20 protein-coding genes are annotated in these 21439 nt (G+C 66.1%); 6 read left to right on the top strand and 14 right to left on the bottom strand.

The window, feature by feature from the left end; translation table 11 throughout:
* Positions 1-7: 7 nt before the first annotated feature.
* Positions 8-139, top strand: coding sequence for an entericidin A/B family lipoprotein (locus D619_RS0108120; protein WP_243442620.1), 132 nt, complete (start codon positions 8-10; stop codon positions 137-139).
* 239 nt (positions 140-378) lie between these two features.
* On the opposite strand, the gene tatC is transcribed toward D619_RS0108120, so the two are convergent.
* From tatC to D619_RS0108140, 4 genes are all read right to left on the bottom strand, one after another.
* On the bottom strand, positions 379-1185 hold the full coding sequence (tatC, locus tag D619_RS0108125) for a twin-arginine translocase subunit TatC (protein WP_017668085.1): 807 nt from the start codon (positions 1183-1185) through the stop codon (positions 379-381).
* A complete protein-coding gene (tatB, locus tag D619_RS17620; protein ID WP_017668086.1) occupies positions 1182-1583 on the bottom strand; it encodes a Sec-independent protein translocase protein TatB in 402 nt (133 codons plus the stop codon). The genes tatC and tatB overlap by 4 nt, the downstream gene beginning before the upstream one ends.
* Positions 1584-1621: 38 nt before the next feature.
* Complete coding sequence (locus tag D619_RS0108135; protein WP_017668087.1) at positions 1622-1852, bottom strand: twin-arginine translocase TatA/TatE family subunit; 231 nt, start codon at positions 1850-1852, stop codon at positions 1622-1624.
* A gap of 97 nt (positions 1853-1949) precedes the next feature.
* Positions 1950-2960, bottom strand: a complete 1011-nt coding sequence (locus tag D619_RS0108140; protein WP_033373142.1) for an NADP-dependent oxidoreductase — start codon at positions 2958-2960, stop codon at positions 1950-1952.
* A 33-nt stretch (positions 2961-2993) separates the two neighbouring features.
* On the opposite strand from D619_RS0108140, the gene D619_RS0108145 reads away from it, so the two are divergent.
* The 3 genes from D619_RS0108145 to D619_RS0108155 all read left to right on the top strand — a co-directional run bounded on the left by D619_RS0108145 (position 2994) and on the right by D619_RS0108155 (position 7321).
* On the top strand, positions 2994-3446 hold the full coding sequence (locus tag D619_RS0108145) for a VOC family protein (RefSeq protein WP_017668089.1): 453 nt from the start codon (positions 2994-2996) through the stop codon (positions 3444-3446).
* Positions 3447-3960: 514 nt separating this feature from the next.
* Entirely contained in the window at positions 3961-5538 is a 1578-nt protein-coding gene (locus D619_RS0108150) for a serine hydrolase domain-containing protein (RefSeq protein ID WP_193743274.1), read from the top strand.
* A 352-nt stretch (positions 5539-5890) separates the two neighbouring features.
* Positions 5891-7321, top strand: a complete 1431-nt coding sequence (locus tag D619_RS0108155; RefSeq protein WP_017668092.1) for an amidase family protein — start codon at positions 5891-5893, stop codon at positions 7319-7321.
* A gap of 196 nt (positions 7322-7517) precedes the next feature.
* Here D619_RS0108155 and D619_RS0108160 read toward each other — a convergent pair whose 3' ends face one another.
* Positions 7518-8018 (bottom strand): CinA family protein, encoded by a 501-nt coding sequence (locus tag D619_RS0108160; protein ID WP_017668093.1) that lies wholly within the window; start codon positions 8016-8018, stop codon positions 7518-7520.
* A 77-nt stretch (positions 8019-8095) separates the two neighbouring features.
* Between D619_RS0108160 and D619_RS0108165 the strand changes: the two genes are divergently transcribed.
* On the top strand, positions 8096-8845 hold the full coding sequence (locus D619_RS0108165) for a hypothetical protein (RefSeq protein ID WP_152417368.1): 750 nt from the start codon (positions 8096-8098) through the stop codon (positions 8843-8845).
* On the opposite strand, the gene D619_RS0108170 is transcribed toward D619_RS0108165, so the two are convergent.
* From D619_RS0108170 to D619_RS0108185, 4 genes are all read right to left on the bottom strand, one after another.
* Positions 8839-12096, bottom strand: a complete 3258-nt coding sequence (locus D619_RS0108170; RefSeq protein ID WP_026090853.1) for an error-prone DNA polymerase — start codon at positions 12094-12096, stop codon at positions 8839-8841. The two genes, D619_RS0108165 and D619_RS0108170, sit on opposite strands and share 7 nt — an antisense overlap.
* A complete protein-coding gene (locus tag D619_RS0108175; RefSeq protein WP_033373253.1) occupies positions 12096-13586 on the bottom strand; it encodes a DUF6504 family protein in 1491 nt (496 codons plus the stop codon). The genes D619_RS0108170 and D619_RS0108175 overlap by 1 nt, the downstream gene beginning before the upstream one ends.
* The gene (locus tag D619_RS16090) at positions 13513-14289 is read right to left on the bottom strand and encodes a hypothetical protein (protein ID WP_152417369.1); all 777 of its coding nucleotides are present in this window, start codon (positions 14287-14289) and stop codon (positions 13513-13515) included. Before D619_RS16090 ends, D619_RS0108175 begins: the two co-directional genes overlap by 74 nt.
* A gap of 94 nt (positions 14290-14383) precedes the next feature.
* Positions 14384-14992, bottom strand: a complete 609-nt coding sequence (locus tag D619_RS0108185; protein WP_017668098.1) for a 2-hydroxychromene-2-carboxylate isomerase — start codon at positions 14990-14992, stop codon at positions 14384-14386.
* A gap of 41 nt (positions 14993-15033) precedes the next feature.
* Here D619_RS0108185 and D619_RS0108190 point away from each other — a divergent pair, with 41 nt between their 5' ends.
* Positions 15034-16545, top strand: coding sequence for a hypothetical protein (locus D619_RS0108190; RefSeq protein WP_017668099.1), 1512 nt, complete (start codon positions 15034-15036; stop codon positions 16543-16545).
* Positions 16546-16557: 12 nt separating this feature from the next.
* Here D619_RS0108190 and D619_RS0108195 read toward each other — a convergent pair whose 3' ends face one another.
* Genes D619_RS0108195 through purB form a run of 5 tightly spaced genes read right to left on the bottom strand, consistent with a single transcriptional unit; the run spans position 16558 to position 21422 of the window.
* Positions 16558-18087, bottom strand: a complete 1530-nt coding sequence (locus D619_RS0108195; protein ID WP_017668100.1) for a long-chain fatty acid--CoA ligase — start codon at positions 18085-18087, stop codon at positions 16558-16560.
* A gap of 49 nt (positions 18088-18136) precedes the next feature.
* A complete protein-coding gene (locus D619_RS0108200) occupies positions 18137-19165 on the bottom strand; it encodes an adenosine deaminase (RefSeq protein ID WP_017668101.1) in 1029 nt (342 codons plus the stop codon).
* Positions 19162-19740 (bottom strand): phosphoribosyltransferase family protein, encoded by a 579-nt coding sequence (locus D619_RS0108205; protein WP_017668102.1) that lies wholly within the window; start codon positions 19738-19740, stop codon positions 19162-19164. Before D619_RS0108205 ends, D619_RS0108200 begins: the two co-directional genes overlap by 4 nt.
* Positions 19741-19785: 45 nt before the next feature.
* Positions 19786-20085, bottom strand: a complete 300-nt coding sequence (locus D619_RS0108210) for a hypothetical protein (RefSeq protein WP_017668103.1) — start codon at positions 20083-20085, stop codon at positions 19786-19788.
* A gap of 26 nt (positions 20086-20111) precedes the next feature.
* Complete coding sequence (purB, locus tag D619_RS0108215) at positions 20112-21422, bottom strand: adenylosuccinate lyase (protein ID WP_017668104.1); 1311 nt, start codon at positions 21420-21422, stop codon at positions 20112-20114.
* Between the last annotated feature and the right edge of the window lie 17 nt (positions 21423-21439).

Below are 21439 nucleotides of genomic sequence, written 5' to 3' on the forward strand. Positions count from 1 at the left end.
AGACATGATGACCATGCGTTTGGCATTGCTGGCAGCCCTGGTGCTGCTCACCGCCTGCAACACCATCCAGGGCGCCGGCCGCGATATCAAGAGCGTCGGCCAGGCGATCGACAAGTCCGCCGGTGCCGCCAAGGACTGAACCTAGGTCCGCGTGACATTATCCTTCTGCAGATTTCGATTGGCATGGGTTGAAGACCCAGGAAAACTGGCCTCCGGCGGGCAAGCCTGAGGCCTGCACCCATTTGTTTATCTGGCGCTTTATGCCCAATTTTCGCCGCTGAGGGCGCACACCAACGAAAGTGGGTCCAGGGGCTCAGCCCCTGGCCGCCGGAGGCATCTTTGCCTGATCTTATGGCCGGTTCTGACTGAGACTGGCCATCAGGCGGCGGTTTCCTTCGCCTGCTCAGCAGCCGCCACCTTGGCGCGGCGTTTTTCCGTGAACCAGATGCCGATGATCGAGATTTCGTAGAGCAGCATCAGCGGGATGGCGAGCGCGACCTGGCTCCACAGATCAGGCGGGGTGAGCACGGCGGCGGCCACGAACGCCGCCACCACGGCATAGCGGCGGCCGGCGATCAGCTGGGTGCGCTTGATGATCCCGGCGCGTTCCAGCAGCATCAGCAGCACCGGCAGCAGGAAGGCGACGCCAAAGGCCAGGATCAGGCTCATCACCAGATCGAGATATTCGCCCATCGCCGGCAGGGCTTCGCGGTTGATGCCGCCCTCGCCTCCCATCTGCTGGAAGCTGAGGAAGAAGCGAAAGGCCGCCGGCATCACGCCATAATAGGCCAGCGCCGCGCCGCAGGTGAACAACACCGGGGTTGCCAGCAGGAAGGGCAGCAGCGCCTTTTGCTCGCGCTTGTAGAGGCCGGGCGCCACGAAGCGCCACAATTCGTTGGCGATCAGCGGAAAGGCGATGCAGATGCCGGCAAAGGCCGCCACGCGGATTTCGGTGAAAAAGGCTTCATACAGCTTGGTATAGATCAGCCGCGCGCCGTCGCCGGAGGCATCGACCAGCGGTTGCACCAGGAAATCGAAGATTTTGCCGGCCTGGCTGAACGACACCGCAAAGGCGACGACGAAATAGACGACACAGCGCAGCAGCCGGCCGCGCAGTTCGATGAGATGATCGAGCAGCGGCGCCTTGCTGGCGTCGATGTCGCTGCGGTCGATGTCCTCGCTCACGCCTGTTCGCCTTCAGGGGCGGTGGCGGCCTTTTTCGCACGCGGCTTGCGCGGCCTTTTTGGCGGCGCGGGCGGCGTTTCGGCGGCAACGGGCGGCGATTCCGGTTCAACCACGGGCTCAGCCGGAATCGGCCCGGAAAGATCGGGCAGCATGTTTTCCGGCAGCACCGTGGCCTTCATGATGGCTTCGTTCTGCTGCGCCCACAATTTCTGCATTTCTTCCAGTTCGGCTTCGCGCATCATCGAATCGAAACCGGTGCGCAGATGGCGGCTCATGGCGCGGGCCTTGCCCACCCACTGGCCCACCCAGCGCATCGCCTTGGGCAGGTCTTTCGGGCCGATGACCAGCAGGGCCACCAGCGCAATGAGCATCAGTTCAGACGAATCAATCCCGAACATGGCGTGACCCTGCGGGCCTCAGCCCCTTTTCTGGCAGGTCAGCCGCGCGCGTCTTCAACCGGGGATTTGGCCCCATTCTGCGATTGCGCCTGCGGATTCTGCGTCACCTGCGGCGGGACCGGAGGCGCGGCATCATCGTTCAGCCCCTTCTTGAAGCTGTTGATACCCTTGGCGAAATCACCCATCAGATCGGAAATGCGGCCACGGCCGAACAACAGCACGATGACCAGGATGACCACCAGCCAATGCGTGAGGCTGAACGAACCCATGATGTGAGACCCTTACCGTTGTGCGGGATGAACCCGAATCCTTTACGCCCAGGCGCACGGCTTTGCCAGTGTTTGCGCATAGTGCAGGGGGCCGCGCCTACACGCGGATCAGCCGCCGCCCGAAACTCTGGCCGGTGAACAGCCCGCTGAACGCCGCCGGCAGGCTGGCCAGCCCGTCGAAAATCTCCTCGCGATACTTCACCTGGCCGGCGCGGATCATCCCGGCCAGTTCGGCCTGCGCCGCGGGGAAGCCCGGCATGTCATCAAACACCACCATGCCTTCCATGCGCAGCCGCTTGCCAATGAATTCGCGCGTGTTGTGGATGCCGGGCGCTTCGGCGGGCGTGAGATTATAGTCCGCCACCTGCCCCGAAATCACGATCCGCCCCTTCATGCGCATCACCGGCAACGCACGGTCCACACTGGCGTTGCCCACATTGTCGAACAGCACGTCCCAGCCATCGGCACTGGCGGCGGCGAACTGCGCGTCGAAATCGGCCGCCTTGTAATCCAGCGCCGCATCGAACCCGCATTCCTCCACCAGCCAGCGGCACTTCTCCACGCCGCCCGCAATGCCGGTGACGTTGGACGCACCCCAGATCTTCGCCAACTGGCCAGCGGTGGCCCCCACCGGCCCGGCGGCGCTCGTCACCAGCACGCGCTCCCCCGCCTGCATCTGCGCGACCCGTTTCAGGCCAAACCACGCCGTCATCCCCGGCACACCCAAGATGCCGTTCCACAGGCTAAGCGGCACATCCAGATCAGGCACCTTGGCCAGGTAACCGCGCCCGTTCGACACCATGTGCGTCGCCCACCCCGTGCCCATCACCAGTTCACCGGGCGCGAACTTCGGATGGCGGCTCTCCACCACCTCCCCCACCGCAAAGCCATCCACAAGCTGCCCCGGCTGCAACGGCGGCGCATAAGACGCCCCCGGCGACAGCCGTGATCGGGTGCCCGGATCGCAGCTGATGAAACGGTTGGCGATCAACAGCTGGCCTTCCGCCAATTCCGGGATCGGCAGCACCTCCAGCCGGAAATCCTCCGGGCTGGGCGCGCCAACGATATGCCGCGCCAACACGATGCGTTCCATATTTCCAGCCGTCATGCCACTGTCGTCCCTTCAAAAGCGGAGCGCATCATGGACCAACGCATCAGCATCGTCACCCTCGGAACCGACGACATGGCGCGCGCCGTCGCCTTCTGGGAAGCCATGGGTTGGCCGCGCAAGGCCCGCAAATTCGACGCCATCGCCATGTTCCAGTGCGGCGGCCTGGCCTTCGCCCTCTACCCGTTCGACAAGCTGGCCGAAGATTGCGGAATGACAGATCGTGGAGCAGTTGAGGGTGGCGCCGTCCGGCGCCGGGGCTTCGGCGGCTTCACCCTCGCCCACAACGTGCGCAGCAAGGCCGAAGTGGACGCCCTCCTCGCCCGCGCCGTCGCCAACGGCGCCACCCTGCAAAAGCCCGCCCACGACGCCTTCTGGGGCGGCTACTCCGGCTATTTCTGCGATCCCGACGGCCACCCGTGGGAAGTGGTCTACAACCCGTTCATGCTGCCCGGGCCGGATGGTTCGGTGACGCTGGCGGATTGAGGCGGAGTAAAGAAGAGGAGCCTCCGGCGGGCAGGGTCGCAGACCCTGGCACCCGTTTGATTTCGGGCGGCGCTCAACGGCCGATTTGGGGTGGGGATCGGTCAGTCTGCTGGTTTGGCGTACTAACTCTGCTTCTCGGATAATTCGGCCATTCTTGGTGGAGACTCTGAGCGACCGCTTCTAGCGAAAGCCGACATCCGCGCGTCTGTTCATGCGAAGGCGCTTAGAGCACAGTTTGCAGAATGGCGGGCATTTGTTCAACAGGACTGCTGCGGCATTGGCCGCAATATTTGCCCCTCGCCTACATGATCTCATACGTTTTCGGTTCCCACACGTTATTATAGCAGAACTAATAGCTTTCATGCTCAAAGTTGCTGACCTGTCAGCGCATTTGCGTTGAATGCAGCTATGGCCTTTAATGGGTTGCAACAATCAAGTGTGGGGCGCGAGCATGAGAAACCGGTTTACGAGATCGCTTTTGGGCTTCTCCCTCGCGGCATCGTTGGACGCGACCTTGACCTTTGCTGCGCCTGCTCAGGACCAAGGACGCGAAATCAACGCAGTATTCGCTTCCTACCAACCTGGAGCGCCAGGGTGCGCTGTTGGCGTCCAGCAAGCCGGTAAAGTTCTTTTTGCAAAAGGGTATGGCTCCGCAGACATCAAGGCCGGCCTTGCCTTCACGCCGCAATCCAAGGTCTACATGGCTTCCGTGTCCAAGCAGGTTGCGGCTATGGCCATCCTGCTTCTCGTTGAGGACGGACGTGTCCGTCTCAACGACCCGGTTCGTAAGCTGATCCCGGAACTGCCTGCCTATGCCGAGGGAGTTACCTTGGCCCAAATGCTCAATCATACGAGTGGCATCCGGGATTATTTCACTCTCGGTGGGCTGAACGGCTTTGATAATGACCACGTATACACCGAAGCCGGCGTCCTCGACCTGCTTCGACAGCAGCAGGCGCTCAATTTCACCCCCGGCTCCGAGTTTCTTTACAGCAACAGCGGCTACGTTCTCGCTGCCATGATTGTGCAACGCGTCTCTGGTCAGAGGCTTGACGACTTTGCACGAGCGCGGATCTTTACGCCTCTTCAGATGGCGGGTTCCAAGTTCCAGCATGATCACAATGCGTTGATCCTGGACAAGGCCAATGGCTACGAGCGGCGAGATGGCGGATGGATCGCCAGCAACAGCAACCTTGATGTGACGGGTGACGGAGGCCTTTACTCGTCGGTTGACGACATGCTCCGGTGGCTGGCCAACCTCGATGCTCCGATCATCGGAACACAAGCACTCTCCACTATGCGAGCCTCCGCTCTGTTGAACGACGGGTCTCCAAGCGGCTATGGCATGGGGCTTGAAACCTCCAGGTTCCGCGGGCTGGAACTGGTCGACCATGGCGGTGCGCTGGCCGGCTATCGGACAGCCGATTGGTGGTTTCCCGAGAAGAAACTGGGGGTCGTCGTCTTGTGCAATCATGCTGACGCTAGGCCAAGCGAGCTCGCTGCACGCGTAGCGTCCGTTTTCGTTCCCATAATTACAAAAAGTTCGGATTGGCTGAATAGTTCAGCCACCTCAGGAGACTTGGATCGCTATGCCGGCGTCTATCGAGATGCAAAAGGAGGATACGCCGAGTTCGCCCGCCGAGGAAGTGAGTTGCTAGCGCTGCGGCCCGATCGGCCCTTGGCGGCAACGGCTGCGGGATCGTTTGTGGTAGCAACAGACGCAGATGGCCAACGGTTCGATTTTAGGCCTGACCGCGCTCTCGATGTGGTCCGCGCAGGCCGACCCACCCGTCACCTTGAACGTGTCGATCCTGTTTCTCTCAGCGCTGACGTCATGGCTGGCTACGTCGGCGATTATCTCAGCCCGGAGGTGGCGACGCCGGTTCACATCGAGCTGCGAGGTACAGGCCCATTCTATTCGTTCAAGGGCAGTCCTGCATCGCCGCTCGTTGCCACTGGCGCCGACCGTTTGTGGGACCCGGCGCGAGGTTTTGAGCTGGGCATCTTACGTGGCGCGGACGGTGGGGTGGTTGGCTTCACGCTGAACGCCGGTCGAGCCCGCGGGATCCGGTACATGCGGAGCGCATCCTAGAGCACCGTCCACACGGCGCACGTGTCGCAAAACTTCTGATCCTCGAGGCAAAGGTCCGACTCGATCCGCTGGCCCGCAATAAGCAAACGCGTGCGACCGATTCTAGCGGAAGCAGCCCTTCGCACGCTGTGTGCAAATGACTTGAATTGGGTCGCAAGCGAACTCCCCTCCAACCAGCGCACACGAAATCAAACGGGTGCAGGGTCTGCGACCCTGCCCGCCGGAGGCCCCTGTTTCTTGCCTTGTCTGACCGCCGACGACTGACGAAAGCGCAAATTGGCTTGCGCCACAGGGCGGCCGGTCGCAGCATCGCTTCGTCCTGACCGTCCCTCGCACCGGAGCCTGAAGCGCCATGAGCATTGACGAATATTCCCGCCTTGATGGCCTGGGCCTGGCCGAGCTGGTGGCGACGAAGCAGGTGCAGCCGATCGAGTTGGTTGATGCGGCCATTGCCCGGATCGAGCGGCACAATCCGAAGCTCAACGCCGTGGTGTGGACGATGTTCGATCGTGCGCGGGCCATGGCGAAGGGGCCGTTGCCGCAGGGTCGGTTTGCCGGGGTGCCGTTCCTGTTGAAGGATGCGCTGGGGGATATCGAGGGGGCGCCGACGCGGCATGGCTCGGCGTTTGTGCCGGCGACGCCTTATGAGCAGAACGCGTATCTCACCAACCGTTTCCTGGCGGCCGGGCTGGTGCCGCTGGGCAAGACCAATGTGCCGGAATTGACGCTGATGCCGGTGACCGAATCGCGGCTGTATGGCCCGGCGCGCAATCCGTGGGATGTGTCGCGCACGCCGGGTGGATCATCGGGCGGTTCGGCGGCGGCGGTGGCGGCGGGCATGGTGCCGGTGGCGCATGCCAATGATGGCGGCGGCTCGATCCGCGGGCCGGCGTCGTGCTGCGGGCTGGTTGGCCTGAAGCCCACCCGCGCCCGCACCTCGGTGGGGCCAACGCTGGGCGAAGGCTGGGGCAGCCTGGAGGTGGAGCATGTCGTCTCGCGCAGCGTGCGCGACAGTGCCGCCATGCTGGACGCGACCGCCGGCAGTGAGCCCGGCGACCCCTATTGCGCGCCGCCGCCAGCGGCCTCCTACCTCGCCGAGCTGGCCAACGCGCCGAAGGCCTTGCGCATCGCGCTGGTGCGGGCGCGCCCGGATGGATCGGCGCCGCACGCCGATTGCCTGGCCGCCGTCGATCACACCGCCGCGCTGTGCCGGTCATTGGGCCATCATGTTGATCTCATCGATCCGCCGGCCTGGTGGGCCGCTTCGTCGGAACCGTTCACCGTGCTTTATGCCACCAGCCAGGTGACCTTCATCGACAGTATCGCGGCCGCCACCGGCGCGGTGCCGTCGCCCAACCAGCTCGAAGGCTATACGCTGGCGGTGTATGAAATGGGCAAGAGCTTCAGCGCCGCCCAGTATCAGGCATCGCTGAACGCCATCCACCAGTTCGGCCGCGCCGCCGCCGCGCTGCACCGGCAATATGACGTGATGCTCACCCCCACCATCGGCGCGCCGCCGCTGCCGATCGGCACAGTGGACACCGAATCCGCGAATCTGGAGGTCACCATCGGCCAGCTGCTGGATTTCCTGCCCTTCACCACCATGGCCAACATGACCGGCCAGCCCGCCATCACGCTGCCGCTGTTCTGGAGTGCGGACAATCTGCCGATCGGCAGCCAGTTCATCGGCCGCTTCGGCGATGAATCGCTGCTGCTGCGGCTGGCGGCGCAACTGGAAGCCGCGCAACCGTGGGCGCATCGCCATCCGCCGGTGTGGAATTGATCGGTCAACCGGCAAGACGAGGTTATCAGAAGGACAAGAAGCCGAGCCTCCGGCGGGCAGGGTCGCAGACCCTGCACCCGTTCGTTTTCGGGCGGCGCTTTACGGCGACTTTGGGGTGGTTAGCGGGCACTCAACCCCGCCCGTGGACACGAAAACAGCCGGGTGCAGGGTCTGCGACCCTGCCCGCCGGAGGCCCCTATTTCTGTTCTTCTCTGTCCAACTGCTCCCCAAGCAATTCCAGCGCCGCCAGCGCAAACGCCAGCATGTTTGCCTGCCGGTCGCTTGATCCCATCGCGATGGTGCGGGCCAGTTGCACAGGGCCGCTCACCGCCACCACGTCGTGCCCGGCGGCGTGGCCATAGGGGTTCCCGTTCGGCCCGGCGGCGCCGGTTTCGCCGATGCCCCAGGTGACGCTGTGCTGTTTGCGGATGGTTTCGGCCATCAGCAGCGCGAAGGGCTCAGTGGCCGACATGAAGCCGCGCACGTCTTCGCGGCGCAGGCCGAGTAGCCGGTGGCGAGCGCGCGGCGTATAGACGACGGCACCGCCGAGATAGAAGGCAGACGCGCCCGGCACGGCCAGCAACGCCGCCGAGATCAGGCCCCCGGCAGCGGATTCGGCCACCGCGACCGTCTCGCGGCGGGCTTTCAGACGTTCGCCCACGCGGACGCCGGCGGCGAAAAGTTGTTCCATGCGCATGGCGCCAACTATGGGCGGGCCGCCGTGGGCTGGCAATGCCGGGCGCAATCGGCCAAGCTGGCGGGCGGGGGAAGGGCATGACGCAACAGACGACACCGGCCCGCAGCCGGTTTTTCCTGATCTCGGGCTGGGGGATGGTGGCGCTGGCGCTGGCCAGCTTCCCGTTCACCTATTTCGGGCCGATGGCGAGTGGATCGAAGCTTTTCTATGGCCTGCTGCACGTCCATGGCGCGCTCTGCTTTGCCTGGCTGCTGCTCTATGCGTGGCAGGTGCAGCTGGCAGCGCAGCGCAAGATCGCTCGTCACCGCGAATGGGGCCTGGCCGGAGCGTGGTTGAGCGGCGCGGTGCTGTTCACCGGCGTGCCGATGATCCCCGCCGCCGCCATGCGCCGCATCGCCGCCGGCGCGCCCGAACCCTTCCTGTTCTCCGGCTACAATATCGTCGATCTGGGCCTGTTCACTCTCTGGAGCAGCCTCGCGCTGTTCACCGCCAGCCGCCACCACGATTGGCACCGCCGCTTCATGCTGGGCGCCGCCGTGGCGCTGTTCGTGGCCGCCGCCAGCCGGCTGATGATGGTGTTCCCGCCTGCGCCGCCATGGACCGATGTGGGCAGCGCCTTCATCGGGGATGCGGTGCTGGTGGCGCTGGCCGTCCATGATCGACGCGCTGGCCGCGTGCATCCGGCGACCTGGCTGCTGCTGGCCGTGATGGTGCCAGCGCATCTGCTGTCGCCGCTGGTGGGCGGCACCGCGCTGGTGCGCGAGCAACTCGGCCCGGCGCTGGTGGATATGATGGCGATCGCACCGCCCGATCCGTCGCCTCAATGAAAATCCCGGCTTTTTGGGATGATCCGCACGTCGCGCGGGTGGCGGGCGCGCGCCGGCGGCGGCTTGCGCCCCGCTGGCCCGTGCACCAGATCCTCGCTCGCCCGGGCCAGCGGCGTGGTGGCGTCATGCGCGTCTGACAGGCGGTCCAACACCGCGCTCATGTCGGTGATGCGCGTCGCCATCAGGTGCATCACGCCTTCCGGGCTCCTCTGCACCTCGCCTTCCACCTGCATCAGCCGGCTGGCCATGATCGCCCGGCGATAGGTTTCGAACAGGCGCGCCCACACCACCACGTTCACCACGCCGCTTTCATCCTCCAGCGTGATGAAGATGGCGTTGCCATTGCCCGGCCGCTGCCGCACCAGCACGACGCCGGCCACGGTTGCGCGCCGGCCGTTCTTCGCCACAGCGAACTGCGCGGCGCTGAGCACGCCGGGAAAATAGCGCCGCAGCAGCGCCAGCGGGTGGGCGCGCAAGCTGAGCCGCAGCACCTGGTAATCGGCGGCGACCTCCTCGCCCGGTGCCATCAGCGGCAGATCATGGCCCTCCTCCTCGCCCAGATCACTGGCGGCAGCGGCGGCGAACAGGGGCAGGCTTTCGGAGGGGGTGCGCAGCGCCTGCCAGCCGGCATCGCGGCGACCCAGGTTGAGCGACGCGCAGGCATCGGCATCGGCGAGCAGCTTCAGCGCACGCGCCGGGAGCCCGGCACGGGCGAGATCCTCCAGGCTGCGGATCGGGCGGGCGGCGGCGATATGTTCGGCCCAGTCTTCGCGGAAACCGGTGATCTGGCGCAGGCCCAGCCGCAGGGCCAGCGCCGGTGCTGGCCCTTCCAACGTGCAATCCCACGCACTGTGGTTCACATCCACCGCCCGCACCGCCACCCCATGTTCGCGCGCATCGCGGACGATCTGGGCCGGCGCATAAAATCCCATCGGCTGCGCGTTCAGCAGCGCGGCGGCAAACACCGCCGGGTATCGGCATTTCAGGTACGCCGACACCCACACCAGCCGGGCAAAGGCAATCGCGTGGCTTTCCGGGAAGCCATAAGAGCCAAAGCCCTTGATCTGGTTGAAACAGCGGCGGGCGAACTCCGCCTCATAGCCCCGCGCCACCATGCCGTCGACCAGCTTGCTCTCGAAATATTCCATCCCGCCGTTGTGGCGGAAGGTGGCCATCGAACGGCGCAGCTTGTTGGCCTCGGCCGGCGTGAAATTGGCGGCGGTGATGGCCAGCTTCATCGCCTGTTCCTGGAACAGCGGCACCCCCAAGGTCTTGCCGAGCACATTTTTCAACTCGTCAGGATCATGCGGCGGCTGCGGACTGGGGAAACGCACCGCCTCGCGCCCCTGCCGGCGCCGCAGATAGGGGTGGACCATGTCGCCCTGGATCGGCCCCGGCCGCACGATGGCGACCTGGATGACAAGATCATAGAATTCGGCCGGCTTCAGCCGCGGCAGCATGTTCATCTGCGCCCGGCTTTCGACCTGGAAGACGCCGATGCTGTCGCCCCGTTGCAGCATCCGATACACGTCAGCCGCCTCGCCCGGCACATTGTCGAGCGTGTAGCCATGCCCCAGCTGCGTCTCGATGAATTCAAACGCCCGCCGGATGCAGCTGAGCATCCCCAGCGCCAGCACATCGACCTTCATCAGGCCCAGCGCGTCGATATCGTCCTTGTCCCACTCGATGAAGGTGCGATCGGCCATGGCGGCATTGTGGATCGGCACCAGCTCATCCAGCCGCGTCTGGGTGAGCACGAAACCGCCGACATGCTGCGACAGGTGGCGCGGCATCCCCATGATCTGGGTGACCAGATTGCCGAGCCGCGCAATCTCCGGACTGTCCGGATCAAGCCCGCTTTCGGCGAAGCGCTGCCGCTCCATGGTGCTGGCGTAACTGCCCCACACCGTGCTCGACAGCCGCGTGGTCAGATCCTCGCTCATCCCCAGCACCTTGCCCACTTCGCGCACGGCGCTGCGCGGGCGATAATGGATCACGGTGGCGGCGATGCCGGCGCGTTCGCGGCCATAGCGTTCGTAAATCCACTGCATCACCTCCTCGCGGCGCTCATGCTCGAAATCGACATCGATATCGGGCGGTTCCTTGCGCTCCTCGGAAATGAAGCGGGAAAACAGAAGGTTGTGTTTCGACGGATCGACCGCCGTGATGCCGAGCACGAAGCACACCGCGCTGTTGGCAGCGCTGCCGCGGCCCTGGCAGAGGATGCCGCGCGACTGCGCAAAGGCGACGATATCGTGGACGGTGAGGAAATAGGGCGCATAACCGGCCTTGGCGATGATGCGGAACTCCTCGGCCAGCAGCGCCATCAGCTTGGGCGGCACGCCATCCGGCCACTTTTCCCGCGCCTTTTGCATCGTCAGCGTTTCCAGCCAGCCTTGCGGGCTATAGCCGGGCGGCACCGGTTCGTCGGGATAGTCATAGCGCAGCTGATCGAGGTTGAAATCGACGCGGGCGAGCAGGCGGGCAGGCTCCTGCATGGCGGCGGGGAAATCACGGAACAGCCGCGCCATCTCGGCGGCGCTCTTCAGGTGGCGTTCGGCGTTGGCGGCCAGGCGCGTGCCGGCGCTCTCCAGCGTTTCGCCCAGGCCGATACAGCTTATGACATCGTGCAGCGGGCGCTGCGCCGGCGTCGCATAGAGCGGCGCGTTCAGCGCCAGCAGCGGCACCTGCGCCGCAGCGGCGACGGCTGCCAGCGCCGCCAGCCGCCGGCGATCGCTGCCGCCATGGTGCAGGGCCACGCCCTGCCACAGCCGGCCGGGGCAGGCGCGCGCCAGTTCGGGCAGGCGGCTGTGCTGGCTTTGAGACGGGGCAAGCGCAATCAGCAGCAAGCCATTTGAATGTTCGATCAAATCGGAGAGATGCAGGATGCAGTCGCCCTTCTCCGCCCGACGGTTGCCGATGGTGAGCAGCCGCGTCAGCCGGCCCCAGCCGGCGCGGTGCGCGGGATAGGCGATCACATCCGGCGTGCCATCGGCGAACACCAGCCGCGCGCCGACGGCGAGCTTGAACGGCGGCAGTTCGGTGCCGGCCTCCTTCGCGGCCTCGGCCAGGTCGCGCATCGCCACATGGGCGCGCACGACGCCGGCGACGGTGTTCCTGTCGGCAATGCCGATGCCGCAATGGCCAAGTGCAAGGGCGGTCTCCACCATCGCCGCCGGGCTCGACGCGCCTTCCAGGAAGGAAAAATGCGTCGCCGCCGCCAGTTCGGCAAAGCCAGATGGGGTCGCCATCATGCGAACAGGCCGTGCAGATACCAGCGCGGCGCACCGGTCTCGCGATCATAGAGGCCGTGACGGAACAGCCAGTAACGGCGGCCATCGGCGGCCTCGACGCGCCAGTAATCCCGCGTCAGCCCGGCGCCGTCCTTCCTTCGCCACCATTCGGCGGCGATGCGTTCGGGGCCTTCATGCGCGGTCACATCATGCACGCGGGCGCGCCAGCGGAACCGGCGCGGCGGGCCATCGGGCACTTCGGCCAGCACCTCGATCGGCTGCGGCGGGTCGAACAGGCGGATGGGCCGGTCGGGGGGTTCACCGGGGGCGGGGGTGGGCCAGGCCGAGGGCGCGCTGGCGGCAAAGGGCAGATCGAAACTCGCCTTTTCAGGGATATGCGTGTCGGCACGGGCCAGCCGGCGGATACGGCTGCGGCCTAATCGAGCGGCAAGGCGATCGACCAGTTCGGCCAGTTGGGTTTCGGCAAGCTGGCCGCCCTCCAGGCCGAGCTGGGTTTCATCCTGCGGTTGCGTCACCGGCACGGCGAGGCGGACGAGATCATAGCCGAAGCCGGGATCGAGCGGATCGTTCAAGGCGGCGATGCGTTCGTCGAACAGGCGCAGCAGCACGGCCGCATCGCGCTGCGGTTCCGCCGTTTCCACCCTGATCTGCGCGACATGGCCATCGGCGCGGTAGAGCGCCAGCGCGAACAGCCGCCCGCCCTGCCCGCGCGCGCCCAATTGCACGGCACAGCGCAGCAGCAGTTTTTCGAGGGCTACGCGCACCGCGTCGGTGGTGGCGATGGGCTGGGGAAAGCGTTGCTGTGCAACGATTTCGGCCACCGGCAGCCGCGGATCGAGCGGTTGCGGGGCGGATTCGGTGAGCGCATCGAGCGCAGCCAGCAGGGCTTCGCCAAAGCGCGCGGCCACGGCGGCGCGCGGCAGCGCGGCGACCTCGCCCACACGCTTCAGCCCGGCGCGGCGCAGCGCGATCTGCACGGGCTCCAGTTCCGACAGGGCGGCCAGTGGCAGATCGGCCACCCGTGTCGCCCCGAACCGCGCCAGCGCCATCGCGGCAGCGGGCGTGCTGGCGATGGCGTGACGGGCGCTGAAGCCGAGCCGTTCCAGACGGGTGATCACATCGGCGATCAGGCTGGCTTCGCCTCCGAACAGATGGGCGCAGCCGCTGATGTCGATCAACAGCCCGTGCGGCGGCGCCGCGGCGACCATGGGCGACCAGCGGGTGGCACCATCCGCCAGCCAGTCGAGACAGGCGGCATCACCGGCCGGATCGTGCGGCGCCACCCGCACGCCGGGCAGCACGGCGCGCGCATCGGCCAGCGCCAGGCCGGGGTGCAGCCCTTCCGCCGCGGCAGCGGCACAGGTGGCGCGGATCACCTGGCGGCCGCGCTCGTTGGCAACGAGGACGAGCGGTTCAGGCTGCGGCGCGTGCCGGGCGCGGCGTTCGGCGGGCAGCCACGGCAGGCAGAGCGCCAATATGCGCCGCACTTCGGCCAAAGGCCGCGCCGATGGGGATGGCACGCTCGGCAAACGCGGCGGCGGGGATGAAACGGCGGCGGTCACGATCCCACTCCAGTTCAAGGGTCAGGTCAGCCGGGCCGCCGCGCTGGCGCTCCAGCGTCAGGGCAAGGCGCGGCGGCCCGGGGGCATCTGCAGCAAGCCGGCGGGACGGCGCGGCGCGCGCCTGCCAGCGGGTGAGGGCGGCCGAGGGCCGGGACGGACCGGCGCGCAGCAGAAGGGTGAACAGGCCCGACGCAGCGGCAGCCAGTTGCAGCCGGCGCGTCACCGTCAGGTCGACCGCACTGGCTGCGCCCGCCTCAATCACCACGCAGGCCAGTGCCGCACAGCGCTGCGCCTCGGCGGCGGCACGCAGCATCGGCAGCGCACCCCCCGCCTGCACCAGCCACAGCCGCCCCGGATCGCCGCCCAGTTCGGCCAGGCCGGCACCATGGATGCGGCCATCATCCTGGCGGGCATCAGCCAGCCACAGGATCGGGCCGGCGCGCGGCGCGGCCAGGGCCAGCATCAGCGCCAGTGCGGTGCCGCCCGGCCCATAGATTTCGTGACAGCCGGCCAGCGCCAGCCCGCCGCCCAGCGCCGCATCCACGCGCCCGCCATCCAGCGTCACCCGCCCGACAGCGGCCGGAACAGGCGGAACGACAGGCGGCAACAGGCGGGCGACAGGCGGCAACAGAACGACTCACTTCGGCAACGTGTTCCACTTTTGTTCACGTTGCCGCCAGCCGTGCACACGAGTCAAGCAGGCGACATTCGCGCGCGCTCTTCTAACGCGCCCGTGCCGCTGCCTCGCGCACCAGCAGGATGCGATCCTGCCCGAAATACATGTCGTCGCCGCCAACATAATAGGTCGGGCTGCCGAAGCCGCCGCGGGCGATGAGTTCGTCGGTGTTGGCGCGCAGGCGGGCCTTCAGTTCGGGCGAATCGGCCTGGTCCAGCGCGTCGGCGCCCAGGCCGCCGGCGGCGGCCGCCTCGGCCAGCACGTCGGCCTGGCTGATGTCGCGATCCTCGCCCCAATAAAGCTGGAAGATGCGGCGGGCGACCGGTTCGCAGGCCGACGCATCGGACGCGACCAGGCACAGGCGCATCGCCCGCGCGCTGTTCACCGGGAAGATGCTGGGTGTCCACTTGATGGCCAGGCCCGACCGGCGGATCCAGTCGTGCAGATCCTTGGTGAAATAGCGCGCCTTGGGCACCACCGGTTTCGATCGCATCTCGTACACGCTGGGGTTCACCGTGTTGAACACGCCGCCCACCAGAAAGGGGCGGAAACGCACGCCAAAGCCATCCTCATTCGCCGCCTGCACCAGCGCCTCAAAGCCGAGATAGGTCCAGGGGCTCGAACAATCGAAGAAGAATTCCACCTGTGCCGTCATGCCCCTCTCCCCAAATGCCATATTGCCGTTACTGTGGGGCCATGATGCGTCGTTTCAAACCGGTCTTTTTGCTGGCACCGCTGGCCGCCCTGCTGATCGCGGCGGCGCCCAGTGCGATGACCGGCGCCACGCCCGGTGCGGCACCGCAGCGGGCCGAGCGTCTGGCGCAAGCCGCCGCGCTGGTGGATGCCGGCAAACCCGCCGAAGCGCTGACCATCCTGGACGAGCTGCTGGCGCAATCCGATCTGCCTGCCGAAAAGGGCCAGGTGGAAGGCCTGCGCAGTTTCGCGCTGGCCCGCACCGGCAAATTTGCCGAGGCCCGCGCCGCCATCGAACTGGCGGTGGACTCGACGCTGAACCCCACGCCGCTGCTGCTGCGCCAATTGTTCGTGCTGCGCGCCATTACCGGCGATGTGAACGGCGCGGCGCAAACGCTGCAGCTGGTGGCGGAATCCAATCCCAAGTGGCTGGCTGACCTGCCGAACGAGCTGATCAACGACGTGCAGCGCAGCGTGGCCAGCGACGATCAGCGCAGCTTTGACCTGGCCTATACGCTGGTCGCGGCCAACCATGCGCCGCCCGACGAGACGGTGAGCGACGGCGACGGGCTGCGGCTCAGGGTGATTGCCGGGCTGGCCAAGCGCGACCGGCTGGACGATGCGGCGCCGATCATCGCGGCGCTGATCAACACCGCCAATATCGCCCGCCTGGCCATCGATCGCCGCTATCAGTCGCTGTGGCCGGCGCTGGAAGCCCGGCTTGGCCCGGGTGCCGATATCGCCGATGCCGCCTTCATCGCCGCCGCGGAAAAGCAGCTGACCGCCAATCCGCAATCGATCGTCGCCCGGGCTGGCGTCGCCGAGGCGCTCAACATCGCCAGCAAGGAACCCGAGGCGCTGGAGCGCATCAAGGATATCGGCGCCACCCCCGAAGCACTGGCCAAGCTGAACAACCGCGAATTATGGACGCTGAATCTGAAGGCCGCGCTGCTGGCCGATGCCGGCCGCTTTGATGAAGCGCTAGCGGTGATCGACGCGGTGGCGGCCCTGCCCGCCGAAGGCCGGCCCAGCCAGCTGTCATTCCGCATCGTCGGTGCCGACATGGCCGAGGAAGCCGGTCGCCATGCCGATGCGCTGGCCCGCGTGGCCGCCGCGAGCAGCGCGGATCTGAATGATTATGGCCGCCATGCCCTGGCCGGCGTCAAGGTGTGCGCGCTGGCGCGTTCCGGCAAGATGGCCGACGCGCAGGCCGCCGCCGCCACCCTGCCGGCAGGCTGGAGCAAGGATGGCAACAATCGCGCCGTACAGGCGGCGCTGTCCTGCCTTGGCCGGCTGGATGCCGCTGCGGCCGTGCTGATCAAGCGGCTGGACGCCGAAGACACGAGAGACGACGCGCTGTTCGAACTGCAGCCCTTCCTGATCAACGACCGGCCGAACGCGCCGGACAAGCTGACCAAGGCCGCCATGCGCGCGCTGAAGGCACGGCCGGACGTGAAGGCGGCCTTCCTGAAATATGGCCGGGATCTGCCGGCCGCAGTGGCGCCCCCCCGCTGATCCCGTGGCGCGTTAGCGCCGGAACCGGCTGCGCAGTTCGAACTTCAGCACCTTGCCGGCCGGGTTGCGCGGCAGCACGTCGATGATCTCCAGCCGGGTTGGCAGCTTGTAGCGGGCCAGCCGCTCGTTCGCCCAGGCCCGCAGGGTTTCCAGATCAAGGCTGGTGCCCGGCTTCAGCACGGCGATGGCGGTAACGCTTTCGCCCCATTTCTCATTGGGTTCGCCGATGATGGCGACTTCGGCAACGGCGGGATGATCATAGATCACGGCTTCCACCTCGGCCGGGTAGATATTCTCGCCGCCGCTGATGATCATGTCTTTCAGCCGGTCGCAGATATACAGGAAGCCGTCCTCGTCCAGATAGCCGATGTCGCCGCTGTGGAACCAGCCTTCGGCATCGATGGCCGCAGCCGTGGCTTCGGGCTTGTTCCAGTATCCGCGCATGATGTTGGGCCCGCGCATGATCACTTCGCCGCGCTCGTTCGGACCCAGCGGGGTGCGGCCATCTTCGGCAACGATCTTCAGATCGACGAAGAACATCGGCTTGCCGGCCGAACCCAGCTTGGCCAACGCAAAATCCGGGCCGAGATAGGTGCCCGACGGCGCGGTTTCGGTGAGGCCATAGCCCTGGTTCATCGGAATGCCGCGGGCGTTGTAGAGCCGCAGCAACGGCTCTGGCACCGGCGCGCCACCGCACATGATGACGCGCAAGGACGACAGATCAGCCGCTTCGAAATCCGGCTGTTGCGCCACAAACAGCAGCATCGCCGGCACCGCGAACGTGGTGGTGATGCGATATTCGCGCACATCCGCAAGGAAACGCGCCGGATCGAAGGCGCGGTGCAGCACGACATGGCCGCCCTTCTGCCAGCAGCTCAAGGGCGTGACGTTCAGGCCACCGATGTGGAACAGCGGCGCCATCACCAGGCTCACGTCCTTCTCGGACACATCGGCCCCCAGCGCGCCGTTGATATTGGCCCACCAGAAATTGCCGTGGGTGAGCATGGCACCCTTGGGCCGGCCGGTGGTGCCCGATGTGTACATGATCACCGCGACATCATCCTCGGCGGTTTCCACGCGATCGGCCAGCGGCGCCGCATCGCCCACGAATTCCGTGATCGGCTGCCAACCATCAGCGGGGCCATCAGCGGACAGGAAGTGCCGGCAGCAGAGGCTGCTCCGCACGCTGTCGATCACCGGCCGGTGCGGGCCATCGACCACCAGCGTGTGCACGCCGGCATCGTTGATGATGTAATCGAGTTCCGGCCCCGTCAGGCGGAAATTCAGCGGCACGAAGATGGCGCCCAGGCGGGCGGTGGCAAACAGCAGATCGAAATAGAGCGGGTTGTTGAGCCCGAGATAGGCCACCCGATCGCCTCGGCAGACCCCGCCAGCCTTCAACGCGGTCGCCAGCCGGTTCACGGCATCGCCCATCTGCGCGTAGCTGCGGGTGGCGCCTTCGAAGGTAAGGGCCGGCCGGTGCGGCGTTTGCTGCACGCGCCGGCTGAACCAGCTGTTCAACCCGATATCGGCCTTGGTCATGATCACTCCCCGGAATTCTGCCTGTTGATGCTGGCTGCACCGCGTGCGGTCAATATGTGGCGGCAAAGCTGTCGATGGCGCCCAGATGGGCGGCCTGTTCGGCCAGCGGCAGGAAACTGCCGATGAAACTGTTGCGGGCGAGCATGATGATCTCGTCGCGCGTCAGGTCGAGCGCATCAGCCACCGCGACGAAATTGGCATTCACGTAACCACCAAAATACGCTGGATCGTCGCTGTTCACCGTCGCTTTCAACCCGGCCTGCAGCATGCGGCGCAGCGGGTGGCCGGCGAGATCGTTCACCACGCACAGCTTCAGGTTGGACAGCGGGCAAACGGTGAGGGTGAGCCCGTCGCTGACAATGCGTTGCACCAGCGCGTCATCTTCCAGCGCGCGATTGCCGTGATCGATGCGGTCCACCTGCAGCACGTCCAGCGCCTGCCACACATAATCGGGCGGGCCTTCCTCGCCGGCATGGGCGACGATTTTCAGGCCAAGGCTGCGAGCCCGGGCGAAGACGCGGGCAAACTTTGCCGGCGGGTGGCCGACTTCGCTCGAATCCAGCCCGACACCGTGGATCAGCGACAGGTAAGGCAAGGCTTCGTCAAGCGTCGTCTCCGCAGCCGCTTCGGACAAGTGGCGCAGGAAGCACATGATCAACCGCGACGTGATTCCGCGTTCCTGCGCCTCGGCCAACGCGCGGGCGATGCCGCCCACCACATTGGCCATCGGTACGCCGCGTGCGGTGTGGCCCTGCGGATCGAAGAAGATCTCGACATGGCGCACACCATCGGCGGCGGCGCGGTTCAGATAGGCGCTGGTGAGATCGAAGAAGTCCTGCTCGGTGAGCAGCACCGCCATGCCCTGGTAGTAGATGTCGAGAAAATCCTGCAGCTTGGCGAAATCATAGGCGGCACGGATGGCATCGACACTGTCGAAGGCGAGGCTGATGCCATTGCGCTTCGCCAGCGCGAACATCATCTCCGGTTCCAGGCTGCCTTCGATGTGCAGGTGCAGTTCGGCCTTGGGCAGGCCGGCGATGAAGGCGGCACGGGCCGCGCGCGACGCAAAGCCTGTCACTTGGTGAGGCCCTCGATCGGCGCCAGGATCACGTCTGCGGCCGGCTTGTGGGCGCGGATTTCGGCCGATGTCAGCCCGTCGATCTCGTGCGGGAAGACCAGCCACTCGTTGCTTTCGTGGATGAAATAATCGGGCTTCAGCGCCGTCTGGTTGCGCGCCGGCTTGTACCACACGGTGGCGATGCGGATATCGGCCGGCATGTTGGCGCGGCAGCGCGCCTTGAGTTCGGTCAGCACCGCCTCGATGCTGCGGCCGGAATCGAACACATCGTCGATCACCAGCAGGCGGTCATCGGCATTGAGCGTGTCGATGAGATAGCCCAGCGCATAGACTTTGACCGTCTTCGACTGCTGGTCGATACCGGTATAGCTCGCCGTGCGGATGGCGATGTGATCGCATTCCACGCCGTGCACATCGAAAAATTCCTGCACGGCGATGCCGATCGGCGCCCCGCCACGCCAGATGCCCACCAGGTGCGTGGGGCGGAAGCCGCTTTCCAGCACCTGCCGCGCCAGCCGGAAACTGTCGCCCAGCAGGTCGTCAGCCGTCAGCCAGATTTTCCTTTGGTCGGTCATGCCCGGCACGCTGCCATCAACTGGCCTTGCCGGGCAAGACGCGCCTCATTTGCCGCTGGCCAGATCGGCCGCAACCGCTTCCAGCATGGCGTCGGTGAGCTGGCCGCCGGCCATCGGCTGCAGCTGCTTCAGGCTCATCGCCTTGAACTGGTCCAGCATCGGATGGCTGGTCAGGCCCGGCACGCGGGCATCGAGAATGGCCTTGGTCTTTTCAGCCGCGATCAGCACTTCGATCGGCGTATCGAGGGTTGCCGCCGCCGCAGCGGGCGCGGCTGGCGTTTCCGCCGTCTGAGCCAGAGCGGCGGCAGGCAGGGCAGCAAGAATGGCGGCAAGAATCAGCTTCATCGGGCAGGCTCCAGAGCGAAAGGGGTTCAACCGAACACGCGCGCAAAGATCGTATCGACGTGCTTGAAGTGGTAGCCGAGGTCGAACAGCGATTCCAGTTCGGCGTGGCTGAGGCGAGCGGTCACATCGGCATCGGCCTTCAACAGATCGAGCAGGCTGAGGGCACCATCGGACTCCCATACCTTCATGGCGTTGCGCTGCACCAGCCGATAGCTGTCGTCGCGGGTCAGCCCGGCCTGGGTCAGCGCCAGCAGGATGCGCTGCGAATGGATGAGGCCGCCCATGCGGTTGAGATTCTTTTCCATCCGTTCGGGATAGACCAGCAACTTGTCCACCACACCGGTCAGCCGCGCCAGTGCGAAATCCAGCGTCACCGTCGCATCCGGGCCGATGTAGCGCTCCACGGAACTGTGGCTGATGTCGCGCTCGTGCCACAGCGCGACATTTTCCAGCGCCGGGGTGACGGCGGAGCGAACCATGCGGGCCAGGCCGGTGAGATTCTCGGTCAGCACCGGGTTGCGCTTGTGCGGCATGGCGCTGCTGCCCTTCTGCCCGGGGCTGAAATACTCCTCCGCCTCCAGCACTTCGGTGCGCTGCAGGTGGCGGATTTCGGTGGCCAGCCGCTCGATGCTGCTGGCGATCACGCCCAGTGTCGCAAAGAACATGGCATGGCGATCACGCGGGATGACCTGTGTGGAAACCGGCTCCACGACCAAGCCAAGCTGTTCGGCGACATATTCCTCCACCTGCGGATCAACGTTGGCGAAGGTGCCGACCGCGCCGGAAATCGCGCAGGTGGCGATATCGGCGCGCGCCGCCACCAGCCGGGCGCGGCAACGGTCGAACTCGGCATGGGCCTGCGCCAGCTTGACGCCAAAGGTGGTCGGCTCGGCATGGATGCCGTGGCTGCGGCCCATGGTGGGGGTGAATTTGTGCTCCAGCGCGCGGCGCTTGATGGCGGCGAGCAGGGCATCCATGTCGGCAAGCAGCAGGTCCGACGCGCGGGCGAGCTGCACGGCGAGGCATGTATCCAGCACGTCGCTGCTGGTCATGCCCTGGTGCATGAAGCGCGCTTCCGGGCCAACCTGCTGCGCCACCCAATCGAGGAAGGCGATCACGTCATGCTTGGTCACGGCTTCGATGGCGTCGATGGCGGCAACGTCGATGGCCGGCTTCGTCGCCCACCAATCCCAGAGCGCCTTGGCGGCGCTCTGCGGCACGACGCCGAGATCGGCAAGCTTCTGCGTCGCGTGCGCCTCGATCTCGAACCAGATGCGGAAACGGGCTTCCGGTTCCCAGATGCGGACCATGTCGGGGCGGGAATAGCGGGGGATCATGCGGGGCCTCTTTGCTG

Origin of the sequence: Sandarakinorhabdus sp. AAP62 (assembly GCF_000331225.1) — a bacterium.
Classification (GTDB): Bacteria; Pseudomonadota; Alphaproteobacteria; order Sphingomonadales; family Sphingomonadaceae; genus Sandarakinorhabdus.

Excerpts from the sequence above, each read along its gene's own strand:
- D619_RS0108120 (WP_243442620.1), top strand. The coding sequence starts at position 8 with ATGACCATGCGTTTGGCATTGCTGGCAGCCCTGGTGCTGCTCACCGCC.
- tatB (WP_017668086.1), bottom strand. The coding sequence starts at position 1,583 with ATGTTCGGGATTGATTCGTCTGAACTGATGCTCATTGCGCTGGTGGCC.
- D619_RS0108135 (WP_017668087.1), bottom strand. The coding sequence starts at position 1,852 with ATGGGTTCGTTCAGCCTCACGCATTGGCTGGTGGTCATCCTGGTCATC.
- D619_RS0108140 (WP_033373142.1), bottom strand. The coding sequence starts at position 2,960 with ATGACGGCTGGAAATATGGAACGCATCGTGTTGGCGCGGCATATCGTT.
- D619_RS0108145 (WP_017668089.1), top strand. The coding sequence starts at position 2,994 with ATGGACCAACGCATCAGCATCGTCACCCTCGGAACCGACGACATGGCG.
- D619_RS0108155 (WP_017668092.1), top strand. The coding sequence starts at position 5,891 with ATGAGCATTGACGAATATTCCCGCCTTGATGGCCTGGGCCTGGCCGAG.
- D619_RS0108160 (WP_017668093.1), bottom strand. The coding sequence starts at position 8,018 with ATGCGCATGGAACAACTTTTCGCCGCCGGCGTCCGCGTGGGCGAACGT.
- D619_RS0108165 (WP_152417368.1), top strand. The coding sequence starts at position 8,096 with ATGACGCAACAGACGACACCGGCCCGCAGCCGGTTTTTCCTGATCTCG.
- D619_RS0108170 (WP_026090853.1), bottom strand. The coding sequence starts at position 12,096 with ATGGCGACCCCATCTGGCTTTGCCGAACTGGCGGCGGCGACGCATTTT.
- D619_RS0108185 (WP_017668098.1), bottom strand. The coding sequence starts at position 14,992 with ATGACGGCACAGGTGGAATTCTTCTTCGATTGTTCGAGCCCCTGGACC.
- D619_RS0108190 (WP_017668099.1), top strand. The coding sequence starts at position 15,034 with ATGATGCGTCGTTTCAAACCGGTCTTTTTGCTGGCACCGCTGGCCGCC.
- D619_RS0108195 (WP_017668100.1), bottom strand. The coding sequence starts at position 18,087 with ATGACCAAGGCCGATATCGGGTTGAACAGCTGGTTCAGCCGGCGCGTG.
- D619_RS0108205 (WP_017668102.1), bottom strand. The coding sequence starts at position 19,740 with ATGACCGACCAAAGGAAAATCTGGCTGACGGCTGACGACCTGCTGGGC.
- D619_RS0108210 (WP_017668103.1), bottom strand. The coding sequence starts at position 20,085 with ATGAAGCTGATTCTTGCCGCCATTCTTGCTGCCCTGCCTGCCGCCGCT.
- purB (WP_017668104.1), bottom strand. The coding sequence starts at position 21,422 with ATGATCCCCCGCTATTCCCGCCCCGACATGGTCCGCATCTGGGAACCG.